This is a genomic window from Flavobacterium notoginsengisoli, assembly GCF_014207905.1.
Classification (GTDB): domain Bacteria; phylum Bacteroidota; class Bacteroidia; order Flavobacteriales; family Flavobacteriaceae; genus Flavobacterium; species Flavobacterium notoginsengisoli_A.
The window spans coordinates 257075-270610 of the sequence record NZ_JACHLB010000006.1 but is presented as its reverse complement, the minus strand read 5'-3'; the positions used below and the strand labels follow the sequence as shown (position 1 = coordinate 270610).

Here is a 13536-nt window from a genome sequence, read left to right as displayed (position 1 = left end):
CCTACAATTCCGGATTTTGCTTACATCTGATGCACCCCAATGAAAAAAAATGGATAAAATATTTGATAGTATTATTATAGGCGGAGGCCAAAGCGGCTTGGCGTGTGGCTATTATCTAAGACGAAGTAAATTAGAGTACCTCATCTTGGATAAGCAGGAACGTTGTGGTGGAGCATGGCGCAATACCTGGGACAGCCTCACCCTGTTTTCACCCGCACAGCACAGCTCCCTTCCGGGGTGGCTGATGCCTAAATCAGAAAATTTGTTTCCATTAAAACAGGAAGTGATCGATTATCTGTGCCAATACGAACAGCACTACCAGCTCCCTATTGAACGGAATGTAAATGTAAACACCATTACATCCGAAAACAGCATATTCAGAATCAGCACAAGCAAGGGCGAATATTTTGCAAGGACAATTATTGCCGCAACCGGAACATGGGAAAATCCTTTTGTTCCAGAGGTAAAGGGCATCGCCACATTTACCGGAATACAAATACACTCTGCCCAATACAAGAATCCCGAACCATTTAAAAGCCTAAAGGTACTGGTCGTAGGCGAAGGCAATTCAGGAGCTCAAATTGTAGCTGAAGTATCAAAAGTCGCCATTGTAAAATGGTCGACTAGAAAGCCACCGCAATACCTGCCCGATGATGTTGATGGATTCTATCTGTTCAATGTAGCATCGGCAAAATACAACGCAGAGAAAGAAGGAAAACCTTTCGATGCCGCCAATTATGATCTGGGAAATATCGTCATGGTACCGCCGGTCAAGGAAGCTCGTTCCAGGAATACACTTAATTCATCAGGGAAATTTGAAAGCCTGTATGAAAATGGCGTAGTCTGGGAAGATGGTACTAAGGAGGAATTTGATGCCATCATCTGGTGTACCGGTTTCGGCTATGCCACCTCATATCTAAAAGACCTCGTTTCAACCGATGAAAGAGGCATTGTGAAAACAGAAGAAAGCCGTGCTTTGGAAGTGTCAGGGTTATGGCTTGCGGGTTATGGCAGTTGGACAGGCTATGCCTCAGCAACTTTAATTGGAATTAACAGGAATGCCAAACAAACGGTAAATCAAATAAGTGAATACCTAAGTGAATCTAAATCAATAGTATCATGAAAATAGCATTATTCAGCGACATCCACGCCAACCTGCCGGCTTTGGAGTCATTCTTTAAAGACCTTGAAAGAAGCAAACCTGATGCAGTTTATTGCCTCGGAGATTTGGTAGGCTATAATATTTGGCCAAATGAAGTAATCAACGAAATTAGGAAAAGAGGGATTCCTACAATTGCAGGGAATTATGATTTCGGAATTGGCAGGACAAGCGATGATTGCGGGTGTGCCTACAAAACTGACGATGAGAAAGCGAATGGTGCCGTATCCATATCATTTACGAATTCAATTGTCAAGGACGAGCAGAGGCAATACTTACGAACTCTTCCTGCTCACCTTAAAATCGAGTTCCAATTAAATACTGATAAGCTAAATCTGCTGCTTGTACACGGAAGCCCTAGAAAGATAAATGAGTACCTTTTTGAGGATCGCGACCAGAAAAGTATGCTACGCATCATGGAGCAGGCTGATGCAGACATCATGTGCTTTGGACATACGCACAAACCGTATCACCGCATATTAAATTCAGCTGCTGACGGGCAGGATCATTTCCGCCATGCCGTTAATATAGGTTCAGTCGGAAAGCCTAAAGATGGAAATCCGCAAGGCGGCTATGTATTATTGACGATTGATGACAGTTCTTCCATACTCAGTAAAGACAGCATAGCAGTCGAATTTGTACGTTTTGATTATGATATTGAAAAAGCCGCAAACGCAGTCGAGAACAGTCCTCTTCCAAATGCATATGCTGAAAGCTTAAGAAACGGAATATAAAATATGAGAATTGCAATAATATCTGATATCCATGCAAATCTTCCTGCACTGGAGGAAGCATTCAAAAGTATTGATGGGCAGAAGGTAGATGCAATTTACTGTCTGGGTGATCTGGTCGGATATAATATCTGGCCAAATGCGGTGATAAGTGAGATTAGAAAGCGGCGAATACCGACAATCTCAGGAAACCATGATGAGAAAGCTGTCGAGATATTTAATGACGGCAGGTTTTTAAAAGATGATGACAACTTTGCTTGTAATATTATTAATAGAGAGCATATTCAATATCTCTCGATGCTGCCTGCCCATATTAGGCTGGAATTTCTTATCGGCGGTAAGCGGTTCAATATAATGATGGTGCATGGCAGCCCTTATAGCAGCAAGGAATATTTGCATTGTGATAAAGATGAAGCGGAGTTTAAAAATATTTTTTGGGAGAAAGGAATAGATATGCTCATATTTGGACATACCCACAAGCCTTATCATCGTCTCATCCATAATGAGTTTACCGGGGAAAATTTGCATGCCTTGAATGCGGGATCTGTGGGCAAGCCAAAGGATGGAGACTCCAGGGGTTGCTATACGATTATTACATTGGATCATAACAGCACGTTAGCTATGTCTAATAGAGTTTCGGTTGAATTTGTGCGGGTAGCCTACGACGTAGAAAAAGCTGCAAAAGCAATTGAAAACAGCCTTCTGCCACCGGCTTACGCAACAATGTTACGCAAAGCCTATTAAGGAAATACTCAGCAATTCATTCCAATAATTCTGCAAAATAAATACAGATGAAATCCAATAGTCTGCAAGTTGAGTGGGATAAAATACCAATTAAGGGAAACTTGCCAGACGATATAAAGTCAAAAATGTGGATCAATATTGAAAGGTCAACGATTCGCAAACCGAAAAGCTGGAACGGATACCTAATCATTCTGTTTGTCGTTAAACTTTTAAAGAAGCTAATAGCTTATAAAATAATTTAATGAGAGATAATAATGTTGTAATTTATTATCATTTTTAATACTTTTACATATATAAAAGTACATTGACTGACTGCTATTAAATTGATCAGAGACACAAAGGGCTATAAGGTAACTCGTTTTAAATGAGACCTATTCGGTTACCCTTTTTGGAAGAGTGCTTGGAAACACCAGTAAAATCAACGAATTAAGGAATAGGCAGGTCGTCCTGCCACCCCGACAAAAGTCTTTTCAGAAATGGAAAGACTTTTTTTTTGCAATAAAATCAAAAGCATTCGAACGGTTATCGTGTCCCGATTGTCATCGGGAAGACCGCAGGTTCTCCCGAAAGCTTTCGGGACTGCCACCCCGACAAAAGCCGAACAGAAATGTTTGGCTTTTTTTTGTTCTTATATATCTTCAAATTATGCAGGTGAACAAAACAATGAGATTTATAAAATAGCCTATGCTTTCAAACACAGGAATGCTTTATAATCTTACTATACGTTTCCCGTGGTTGAAACCACGGGCTATGCTTAAAAAAAACCTCTAAAAATCAATCGATTTTTAAAGGTTTTAATTTCAAAAGTATCAACGTCTTATTTGTTTTACATATTAATATACTCTGGATAAGATTCACGATTAGGCAAAGTAAACTCTTCATTATAAGGCTGTATACCATCGCCATTATTATAAAGAGCTACACGTTTTACTCCAGTAGCTGTACTTCCTCCAGTACTATTTATCACATTTTGAGTATTTCCTGGACCGGCAAAACGGGTAGTACACATTTTTTCCAGTTTCACATTAGGGCTATTTGGTACTTCAAAACCGTTCTTCTTATTCACTTTTCCATCTGTTCCGGTAAAAACAGCATAAGACCCCATTCCAATACTATGATGCTCTTTTACAGTATTGGCAACTTTGAATGCAGCATAACCATCAACCCTACCTCCTTGACTGCTCCAAGTAGCTTGATTTGGTGCATCATATGGTGGTTCATTCTGGAAGAAAAAAGTTCTGCCACGTTCTCCAAGCCATAAAACTTCGTACTCTTGATAATGTTCCGTAAACAATCCATAAAGTGTGACATCATTTCCAGTCACTATAAGTCCGTTTTTGCATCTGTCTCTTGTCCAGCGTGCATCTCCTCCACGCTGCGAACCATGATCGGCACGCCACAACCAAAAATGATCTCCAATTACATTGTTACTATTAATCTGCATAGAAGCTTGTATCTGGATATTTTTTGATTGCACTCCTCCCACACGGCAAGTAATATCACTAAGCAAAATAGGATCTACAGAATGATTAGCATTTGCTCCATCATTACCAATTCTAACCTGATAAGTTGTACTATTTAGCGAATCCATTAGAAGTCCCGCAATGATAATTCCGTCCTTATCATCAGCATAAATGCATCCCCAAGTATTTTTATCAGTTGGTTCTAATGTTACAGAAGCAATCCCAGCACCAAGAAGAATTGCATCTTTCCTATTAACTTGTATTGGGGCGTTTAACGAATAATGTCCCGGAGTAAAAAATATATTTTTACCAGCTTTTAATGCTGCATTTATTTCTACATCCGAATCACCTTCTTTAGCAACATACCAATTCATAAGCAAGTCCTGAGCCTCACCTTTACCCATATCCGTTGAGGTCCAAGAAACTCCTACTCTATCTTTTTGCCACGTTGGCACAAACACCTTGTATTCACCATCAGCATCAAGAAAAAGGAAAGGTTTTTCTCTTATAATAGGCGTTACAGCAATTGGAGAATTCACATCATCGGCTTGAGGTGGGTTTACACAACCTTGCCAAACCATATTATATGAACCTCCCATAGGTCCAGAACCATCAGGAAAAACAGCATTCCTGGTATACCATTGCTGTTGTCCTCCCCAACTAGGTCTTGATGACGCATAATACGTATCTGCAATAAATCCGCCACTACCCCAAAAATTAGTATCTCCAATATCTGAAATATATTTTGAGGTACTTCCAATTAAAATTCTTCTCGCACTTGTTGACTGAGAAACTGTCCAAGCAAAATCACGCATTACTTCTATATTTTCTACAGAACGCCAAAACGTACAAGTTGCATTTGCCCCCCCTGAAAGGTGTGGCCTTGTAAATATAGCTCCAAGCTTAACATCGGATGGCACTTTACCTAAACCTCCAATATGAGAATAGAAACCTAATTCTATAGCATTTGCGGATGCTGAAGATGCAGAACCCGATCCCCCAACATCATAAGTTTGACCTTTCTCATTTGGTTTAAAATAATAAGACTGTCTCTTTGTGGTCCATTCGCCATTTGCACCGCCTAAACCAATAGCACTAAATTGAGCATTAATATCATTTCGAGCACTTTCTGCTTTTTCATACTTTCTGTCATAGAAATACACATTATCTCCGAAAATCTGATTTTCTAACGAAATTACTACAGTAATACCACTACGCGAAACTTTATAATAATTCTCATATTTATTACTATTCGGCTTATTGTCAATAAATGACAACTTTGAAGTCGATCCAATTGAAACAAAATCTGATGCTAGACGACTGCCTCCTCTTGTAATTACATAATTGCCAGAAGAACCAAATGCAGCCCATGATAACGTAATATTGTGCTTCTTTTTATTGTAAATTATTTTACGTTCTATTTTTTCATTCCCTTCTAGTTTTTGGTTAACCGAATAGAGCGAAGTAAAACTGCATAAAAACAGCATGAACCCAAATAATAAGATTGTTTTTTTACTCATAAGAATGTTCGTTTTTTTTTGGCTTGATAGATTGTAATGATTAAAGTTTTTAGGATTCCCAAAATACCAATAATCTTTAATCTGCTTCGCCATTCTTATGTTCAATTTTCTTATCAAAAACTATACAAAATGCGGTATTTACCAGTTTTAGAAGCATAAGTAAACTACTTTCTCAAAAAAAAACTTCAGCGCGATATCAAAATAAGGGATAAAAAACAAAGAAATGCAAGAGAGTAAAAACTGTTTCTTTCTTATTTCTTAGATAGAAAAGTCAATCAAATCAAAAGAACATTTTAAACATTCTCTTCAATAAAAAACCGACCACGGAAAAGTCTTTCTTAAACTTAAAAAATATTTTTCTCCAAGACAAAATAAAGATTCGAACCTTTTATGACAGGAATAGCAAATAAATTAATAACAATGTAGCTAATAATTTTATTTATAACTAAAAAAAAATCTGCCGAACACCTATAAAACAACGAATAGTCAAACTTTCACAAATGTTAACAAAATAGATTTTCAAAAACCATAAATAATTGTATTTTTACGGTTCAAAATTCAGAAAATAAATGGGCAAAATCATTGCTATTGCTAATCAAAAAGGAGGCGTTGGAAAGACTACTACATCAGTAAATCTTGCTGCCTCATTAGGTGTTTTAGAAAAAAAAGTATTGTTAATCGATGCTGATCCTCAAGCCAATGCTACATCTGGTCTTGGAATTGATGTAGAAACTGTTGAACTAGGGACTTATCAAATTCTTGAGCATACTGCAACACCAACAGAAGCCGTTTTAAAATGTACAGCTCCAAATGTTGATGTGATACCTGCTCACATTGACCTTGTAGCTATCGAAATTGAATTGGTTGACAAAGAAAACCGTGAATATATGCTTAAAAAAGCATTGGAAGCAGCAAAAGAAGAATACGATTATATTATTATCGACTGCGCTCCTTCTCTAGGTTTGTTAACCTTGAATGCCTTAACTGCTGCAGATTCTGTAGTTATTCCTATCCAATGTGAGTATTTTGCTCTTGAAGGATTAGGAAAATTATTGAACACCATTAAAAGTATTCAAAAAATACACAATCCAGATTTAGACATCGAAGGTTTATTATTAACGATGTATGATTCTAGATTACGTTTATCAAATCAGGTCGTAGAAGAGGTTCAAAAACACTTTAACGACATGGTTTTTGACACTGTAATTCAGCGAAATGTAAAATTAAGTGAAGCACCTAGTTTTGGAGAAAGCATCATTAACTATGACGCAACTAGCAAAGGTGCAGTAAACTACATACATTTAGCTCAAGAAATTATCAAGAAAAACAGCAAATAGTTTTTATGACAAAAGCAATTAAAAAACAAGCCTTAGGAAGAGGATTATCAGCATTATTAAAAGATCCAGAAAACGACATTAAATCAGTAGATGACAAAAATGCTGACAAAGTTGTTGGAAACATCATTGAGCTTGAAATAAGTGCTATAGAAATAAATCCATTTCAGCCTAGAAGCAATTTTAATGAAGAATCGTTACGTGAATTAGCCACTTCTATTAAAGAATTGGGTGTAATTCAACCTATTACTGTTCGTAAATTAGATTTCAATAAATATCAATTAATCTCTGGAGAGCGTCGTCTTCGTGCTTCGAAATTAGTAGGACTTACACATGTTCCTGCGTATATTCGTATCGCTAACGACAATGAATCTTTGGTAATGGCATTGGTTGAAAATATCCAACGTCACGACTTAGATCCAATTGAGATTGCCTTATCATACCAACGTTTGATCGACGAAATTCAACTAACTCAAGAACAAATGAGCGAAAGAGTTGGAAAAAAACGTTCGACAATTGCTAATTATCTACGTCTTTTAAAACTTGACCCGATTATCCAAACTGGTATTCGTGATGGTTTTATTAGCATGGGACACGGTAGAGCCATTATCAACATTGATGACTTAGATGTTCAAACAGATATTTATCAAAAGATTGTAAGCCAAAATTTATCTGTTCGTGAAACGGAAGCTTTAGTTAAAAATTATCACGAAGGACTACAGCCAAAAGCAGAAGGAAAACCAAAAGCTGATTCTGCATTTGTAGTTAGAGAAACTCAAAAAAACACTTTCAACGATTACTTTGGTTCGAAAGTTGATATAAAAGTCGCTGGTAACGGAAAAGGAAAAATCACAATTCCATTTAATTCTGAAGCCGACTTTAACAGAATTATAAAATTAATAAACGGATAGTGAATAAAATTGTCCCCATCAGTCTATTGTTCTTTCTAATAGGAACCGTTTCTCTTTTTGCCCAGGTAAAAAAAGACACGGTTTTGGTCGTAAAAGACACCACTGCATATAAAGAAATAGACCCGCTTACACCAGCAAAAGCAGCCTTTTACTCTGCTATCTTACCTGGTTTAGGTCAAGCCTACAATAAAAAATACTGGAAAATTCCGTTGGTTTATGGAGCAATCGGTACCAGTTTATATTTTTACATTGACAACAACAAAAAATATCACGACTATCGTGATGCTTACAAACGTAGATTAGAAGGCTACAATGATGATAACTATCAATTCTTGGATGACAGCAGATTAATTGCTGGTCAAAAATTTTATCAAAGAAACAGAGACTTATCTGCCCTATTTGTGGTTGGCTTTTACGTTTTAAATATTATCGATGCCAATGTTGACGCTGCTTTGATTCAGTTTAACGTAAACGAAAGACTGTCTCTGCGTCCAGAAATTTATCCCGCCGACGTCACTTTTAAACCTAACGTCGGACTAACTTTTAATTACAAATTTTAATAGATTTAATTCTATTTAAAAAAATCAAAAAAATAACAATCATAATGAAAATTGCGCTTTTAGGATACGGAAAAATGGGTAAAGTAATTGAACGAATTGCTTTAGAACGAGGTCATGAAATAGTTTTAAAGAAAGATGAATTCAATACTTATGACGGACTTTCAACAGCAGATGTTGCTATTGATTTTAGCGTTCCTTCAGCTGCAGTAAGCAATATTTCTGCTTGTTTCAATTCTAATGTTCCTGTAGTTTCTGGAACAACAGGATGGCTAGAACATTATGACGAAATGATCGCACTTTGCAATGAGAAAAAAGGTGGTTTTATTTCGAGTTCAAACTTCAGCTTGGGTGTAAATATTTTCTTCGGATTAAATGAATACTTAGCTAAAATCATGAATCAATTTGATTCTTATAAAGTTTCAATGGAAGAAATTCACCATATTCACAAACTTGATGCACCAAGCGGAACTGCTATTTCTTTAGCACAAGGAGTTATTCAGAATAGCAATTATGCTGAGTGGACTATGGAAGAAGCAAAAAACAATCAAATTCATATTGAAGCAAAAAGAATTGGAGAAGTTCCAGGCACTCACACCGTAAACTACGATTCGGCTATTGACAGCATCGAAATTAAACATACTGCCCACAATCGTGAAGGTTTTGCCCTTGGAGCAGTTGTTGCTGCAGAATGGCTTGCCGGAAAACAAGGAATCTTCACTATGAAAGATGTATTAAACTTACAATAATTGAATAAAATTCAAGATTAATTTAATCTGAATTGAAAATTTAAAAATACAATATTATGACACTTTACTCTTGGTTCGTATTTTTCTTAGCTGTCCAAATAATCCATTTTCTTGGCACTTGGAAATTGTATCAGGCAGCAGGAAGAAAAAGCTGGGAAGCAGCAATTCCTGTGTATAATTCTATCGTTTTGATGAAAATGATTGGGCGTCCAACTTGGTGGACTCTTTTACTTTTTATCCCGATTATCAATTTGATTATGTTTCCTGTTGTATGGGTAGAAACCTTAAGAACATTTAATAAAAGATCAACTTTAGATACGATCTTAGGTCTTTTTACTTTAGGTTTTTATATTTATTATGTCAATTACACACAAAAACTTGAGTACCGCGCTGAACGCCAATTAACACCAGAAAACAAAACAGCAGACACTATTAGCTCTTTGCTTTTCGCTATAATTGTTGCCACTTTAGTACACACTTATGTTGTACAGCCTTACACAATTCCGACATCATCTTTAGAAAAATCATTATTAATTGGTGATTTCTTATTTGTAAGTAAAATAAATTACGGACCAAGAGTTCCGATGACAACGGTAGCATTACCGATGGTTCACGACTCTATTCCTTTAACTAAAAAGAAATCTTACTTAAGCTGGCCACAATTGCCTTATTTCAGATTACCAGCAATTCAAAAAATAAAACGATGCGACATTGTCGTTTTCAACTGGCCCGCAGATACTGTTCATTATTTCTTTGAGCCAAAAGGAAGACCAGGCGTTATCAAACCTATTGACAAAAAATCTAATTACGTAAAAAGATGCGTTGGTATTCCTGGAGACACTTTATCAATAAAAGATGGCTATGTTTTTATTAATGGCCAAAAATTAGTTTTACCAGAAAGAGCTAAGCCCCAATATTCTTATGCTGTTGCATTAGACGAAAAAACTCCGATTGATTTTGAAACAATTATCAGAGAATTAGACATTACAGATTCTTACTATTTCAGAGTAGAAGAAGATTCTTTAGGAAACAGAGTTCAAAAAAGAGATACACTTTATTTTAATTCCTTAACAGAAGTTGGAACTGAACGTTTTAAAAGTACTCCAGGTGTAACTGCCGTGGTTCGAAAAATTGACAGACAAGATGACAACAGAATATTTCCTCACATCAACAAATGGAGTCAGGATAATATGGGGCCAATCTACATTCCTGAAGCTGGAAAAACAGTAGCATTGAATAACGTATCGCTTCCTTTCTACAAAGAAATCATTACGAATTATGAAGGAAACAAATTAACGATAGAAGGTTCAAAATTCTTAATTAATGGAAAACCTGCAACAACTTATACCTTCAAACAAAATTATTACTGGATGATGGGAGATAACCGTCATAATTCTGAAGATAGCCGTTATTGGGGTTACGTTCCAGAAAATCATATTGTTGGAAAACCAGTCTTCATTTGGATGAGTTGGGATACTAACGGAAAAGGCATCAACAAAATTCGTTGGAGCAGAGTTTTCACAACTGTAGACGGAGAAGGCCAACCACAATCTTACTTCAAATATTTCCTAATCGTTCTTGCCTTGTATTTTGTAGGTGACTTTATTTGGAAAAAAAGAAGAGAAAATAAAGCATAATTAAAAACAGTCAAATGTTTAAAAGTCTAAAGTCATAAAGTCAAGCTCACAAACTTAATTTTATGGCTTTTGACTTTTGACTTTAAAACTTTAGACATATATGAATTCCCTACTACTTCCAACTTATTTCCCATCAATTAGTCATTTTGCTGTTATAGCGCAATCTGAAAGCATTACTTTTGAAATGGAAGATAATTTTCAGAAACAGACTAATAGAAACAGAACTTACATCTATAGTCCAAACGGAATTCAGTTATTAAATATTCCAGTTAAGCATTCAAAAGCAGCGCATCAAAAAACAAAAGACATTTTGATCGAAAATGAATTTGATTGGCAGAAACAGCATTTTAAATCGCTTGAAGCAGCTTACAGAAGCTCTCCCTTCTTTGAATACTTCGAAGATGACTTAATGCCTATTTTCGAAAAGAAACACACCTTTTTGATGGATTTAAATTTTGAAGTTCTAGACATCGTCACAAAATGTCTTAGATTGAAATTTGAATTTGGTAAAACAGCAGAATACTTTCATGAAACTCCAGATTTTACTGATTTCAGGTATTTAGCAAATGGAAAAAAAGACACTAATTCTTTCGAAAAATATACACAAGTTTTTGATGACAAACACGGTTTTATAAACAACCTAAGTGTTTTGGATTTACTTTTTAATGAAGGTAAATTTGCTGTAGATTATTTAAAAACTCAGAAACTAATTTAAGTTGTGAGTTACAAATTTCGACTTTCGACTTTCGACTAAAAAATTCATTCCATTGAAAGCCTTGTCATAATTGGATAATGATCCGAGTTTTCAAAATCTGAAAAACTTTCAAATTGCTTTACTTTCATTTTACTGTCTGTAAAAATGTAGTCAATTCTGGCAGGGTAATATTTAAATTTATAAGTAGCACCAAAACCTCCGCCTGCTTCTTCAAAGGCATCTTTCAGCTTCCCTTTGATATTTCTATAAACATAAGAAAATGGACTATTATTCATATCTCCGCAGATAATCATTGGAGTTTTACATTTTTTTATGTGTTCTTTAAAGATTTCAGCTTGTTCTTGCTGTTGAGAAAACCCTTTACTAATCCTGCCATAAATACGTTGCGATTTCTTCTGATTTACATTATCTATATCATCTGAAATTTCGCTAACATCAGGAGAAATTTTAATAGATTGCAAATGCATATTATAAACTCGTATCACATCTTTTCCTCGTTTAATATCGGCATAAACCACGTTGTTATCTGATTTTGGAAAAACAATATTGCCTTGATCAATAATTGGAAATTTCGAAAAAATAGCCTGTCCGGTTTTTACCTTTTTTCCATCTATAAAAATATATCGATGCGGGTATACTTTTAAATCGAGATGTGCAGAATTTGAATATTCTTGAATACATAGAATATCTGGATCTTTTTCATCAATAAAAGCTTTAATATTTTCTGGAATATCATCACGGTCCAACCATTTAAAAACATTAAAAAGACGAACATTATAGCTCATTACAGAGAAATCTTTCTCATCTCGAACATATTCTTTGGCAGAAAATTTATAAAATTTATTAATAAAAGTAATTCCGATTAATAAAACCAATCCAGACAAAATGAGACGCTTTTTAAACTGAATTGCCCAATAAACAAAGAAAAGTCCGTTTGCCACAAAAAAAGCCGGCATAAACAGCGTAAGCACCGATAAAAGCGGAAAACTTTTAGGTGCTAGAAAAGGCAGAATATAAATGCTAAATGTAAGCACAGTAAGCACTATATTCAAAAAGAACATTATTTTATTAAACCAAGAAAGGTTTTTCATATTTTTCTCCTACAAGTTTATTTTCCAGCTTTAAATAAAAACTCTTTTTCTTCTTTTGTCAGACAATCGTACCCTGATTGACTGATTTTATCTAAGATTTCATCAATTTGTTGTTGTGTTTTGTCTTTCGTAACAATTTTTGATGTCGTTCTTTCTGTAGGTTTTTTGTAATTTTTATGAACTTTTGTAAATGGGGTCGTAGGAGATTTTCTAAACAGATTTGCAAAGAAATCTAATGTTTTAGAAACAATTACGCTTAAGTCTGTACCGTTTTGAAGCAATTTAATATAAGCAAAACCAAAAAATGCACCTGCTAGATGTGAAATATGTCCGCCCATATTTCCTAAACGAAATTGCATTAAATCTAAAATTAAAATAACAGCCGTAATGTGCCATAATTTTACATTTCCAAAAAGAAATAAACGAACATTCATTAAAGGAGAATAAGTTGTAGCAGCCACCAAAATTGCCATGATAGCAGCAGAAGCTCCAACAATTGAAGCTGTATTTCCTAGAATATAAAAACTTAGTGCAAAAATAACCCCAGAGAAGATTGCACTTAAAATATAAAGTCCTAAATACTGCTTCTGAGTAAAAAAAGTTAAAAACAAATTACTAGCAAAATTTAAAACCAACATATTAAACAGCAAATGCCAAAAGTCGAAATGAAAAAAAGCATATGTTAAGAATGTCCAAGGCTTAAATAAAAAAACTTGAGGATCTGCAGATAAAGCAAGCCAATTAGGATAATCAAATCCACCACCTGAATACTGCCAGAAAAAAATCAAAGAGATAAGAAAACAAGCCACATTCCAATAAATCATGCGCATTGCTATACCACCCAATCTGTATTGCATTTTTAAATCATCAAGAATATTCATAAAGTCTTCTTTTGCTTTTTAAAATTAATTATTAAAGTTATAAA

At 35.1% G+C, this 13536-nt stretch carries 12 protein-coding genes; 9 read left to right on the top strand and 3 right to left on the bottom strand.

Annotated features, from left to right (window positions below; genetic code table 11):
• Positions 1 to 49: 49 nt before the first annotated feature.
• From HNP35_RS18540 to HNP35_RS18530, 3 genes are read left to right on the top strand one after another with little or no spacing between them, the layout of a single operon-like run.
• A complete protein-coding gene (locus HNP35_RS18540; RefSeq protein WP_089055898.1) occupies positions 50 to 1123 on the top strand; it encodes an ArsO family NAD(P)H-dependent flavin-containing monooxygenase in 1074 nt (357 codons plus the stop codon).
• Positions 1120 to 1893, top strand: a complete 774-nt coding sequence (locus tag HNP35_RS18535) for a metallophosphoesterase family protein (protein ID WP_089055897.1) — start codon at positions 1120 to 1122, stop codon at positions 1891 to 1893. Before HNP35_RS18540 ends, HNP35_RS18535 begins: the two co-directional genes overlap by 4 nt.
• A 3-nt stretch (positions 1894 to 1896) precedes the next feature.
• A complete protein-coding gene (locus tag HNP35_RS18530; RefSeq protein WP_089055896.1) occupies positions 1897 to 2634 on the top strand; it encodes a metallophosphoesterase family protein in 738 nt (245 codons plus the stop codon).
• A gap of 826 nt (positions 2635 to 3460) precedes the next feature.
• Here the strand turns inward: HNP35_RS18530 and HNP35_RS18525 are convergent.
• The gene (locus tag HNP35_RS18525) at positions 3461 to 5617 is read right to left on the bottom strand and encodes a hypothetical protein (RefSeq protein WP_184165142.1); all 2157 of its coding nucleotides are present in this window, start codon (positions 5615 to 5617) and stop codon (positions 3461 to 3463) included.
• 569 nt (positions 5618 to 6186) lie between these two features.
• On the opposite strand from HNP35_RS18525, the gene HNP35_RS18520 reads away from it, so the two are divergent.
• From HNP35_RS18520 to HNP35_RS18495, 6 genes are all read left to right on the top strand, one after another.
• Positions 6187 to 6954, top strand: coding sequence for a ParA family protein (locus tag HNP35_RS18520; RefSeq protein ID WP_184165145.1), 768 nt, complete (start codon positions 6187 to 6189; stop codon positions 6952 to 6954).
• A 5-nt stretch (positions 6955 to 6959) separates the two neighbouring features.
• A complete protein-coding gene (locus HNP35_RS18515; RefSeq protein WP_184165148.1) occupies positions 6960 to 7862 on the top strand; it encodes a ParB/RepB/Spo0J family partition protein in 903 nt (300 codons plus the stop codon).
• On the top strand, positions 7862 to 8422 hold the full coding sequence (locus HNP35_RS18510; RefSeq protein ID WP_184165151.1) for a DUF5683 domain-containing protein: 561 nt from the start codon (positions 7862 to 7864) through the stop codon (positions 8420 to 8422). The genes HNP35_RS18515 and HNP35_RS18510 overlap by 1 nt, the downstream gene beginning before the upstream one ends.
• A 44-nt stretch (positions 8423 to 8466) precedes the next feature.
• Positions 8467 to 9168, top strand: a complete 702-nt coding sequence (gene dapB, locus HNP35_RS18505) for a 4-hydroxy-tetrahydrodipicolinate reductase (RefSeq protein ID WP_184165152.1) — start codon at positions 8467 to 8469, stop codon at positions 9166 to 9168.
• Positions 9169 to 9224: 56 nt separating this feature from the next.
• On the top strand, positions 9225 to 10805 hold the full coding sequence (gene lepB, locus HNP35_RS18500) for a signal peptidase I (RefSeq protein ID WP_184165155.1): 1581 nt from the start codon (positions 9225 to 9227) through the stop codon (positions 10803 to 10805).
• Positions 10806 to 10905: 100 nt separating this feature from the next.
• Entirely contained in the window at positions 10906 to 11520 is a 615-nt protein-coding gene (locus tag HNP35_RS18495; protein WP_184165158.1) for a WbqC family protein, read from the top strand.
• A 44-nt stretch (positions 11521 to 11564) separates the two neighbouring features.
• Here HNP35_RS18495 and HNP35_RS18490 read toward each other — a convergent pair whose 3' ends face one another.
• Both HNP35_RS18490 and HNP35_RS18485 read right to left on the bottom strand, forming a co-directional pair.
• A complete protein-coding gene (locus HNP35_RS18490) occupies positions 11565 to 12611 on the bottom strand; it encodes an endonuclease/exonuclease/phosphatase family protein (protein ID WP_184165161.1) in 1047 nt (348 codons plus the stop codon).
• Positions 12612 to 12628: 17 nt separating this feature from the next.
• The gene (locus HNP35_RS18485; protein WP_184165164.1) at positions 12629 to 13492 is read right to left on the bottom strand and encodes a rhomboid family protein; all 864 of its coding nucleotides are present in this window, start codon (positions 13490 to 13492) and stop codon (positions 12629 to 12631) included.
• Between the last annotated feature and the right edge of the window lie 44 nt (positions 13493 to 13536).

Excerpts from the sequence above, each read along its gene's own strand:
- HNP35_RS18485 (WP_184165164.1), bottom strand. The coding sequence starts at position 13,492 with ATGAATATTCTTGATGATTTAAAAATGCAATACAGATTGGGTGGTATA.
- HNP35_RS18525 (WP_184165142.1), bottom strand. The coding sequence starts at position 5,617 with ATGAGTAAAAAAACAATCTTATTATTTGGGTTCATGCTGTTTTTATGC.
- HNP35_RS18490 (WP_184165161.1), bottom strand. The coding sequence starts at position 12,611 with ATGAAAAACCTTTCTTGGTTTAATAAAATAATGTTCTTTTTGAATATA.
- HNP35_RS18540 (WP_089055898.1), top strand. The coding sequence starts at position 50 with ATGGATAAAATATTTGATAGTATTATTATAGGCGGAGGCCAAAGCGGC.
- HNP35_RS18535 (WP_089055897.1), top strand. The coding sequence starts at position 1,120 with ATGAAAATAGCATTATTCAGCGACATCCACGCCAACCTGCCGGCTTTG.
- lepB (WP_184165155.1), top strand. The coding sequence starts at position 9,225 with ATGACACTTTACTCTTGGTTCGTATTTTTCTTAGCTGTCCAAATAATC.
- HNP35_RS18515 (WP_184165148.1), top strand. The coding sequence starts at position 6,960 with ATGACAAAAGCAATTAAAAAACAAGCCTTAGGAAGAGGATTATCAGCA.
- HNP35_RS18495 (WP_184165158.1), top strand. The coding sequence starts at position 10,906 with ATGAATTCCCTACTACTTCCAACTTATTTCCCATCAATTAGTCATTTT.
- HNP35_RS18520 (WP_184165145.1), top strand. The coding sequence starts at position 6,187 with ATGGGCAAAATCATTGCTATTGCTAATCAAAAAGGAGGCGTTGGAAAG.
- dapB (WP_184165152.1), top strand. The coding sequence starts at position 8,467 with ATGAAAATTGCGCTTTTAGGATACGGAAAAATGGGTAAAGTAATTGAA.
- HNP35_RS18530 (WP_089055896.1), top strand. The coding sequence starts at position 1,897 with ATGAGAATTGCAATAATATCTGATATCCATGCAAATCTTCCTGCACTG.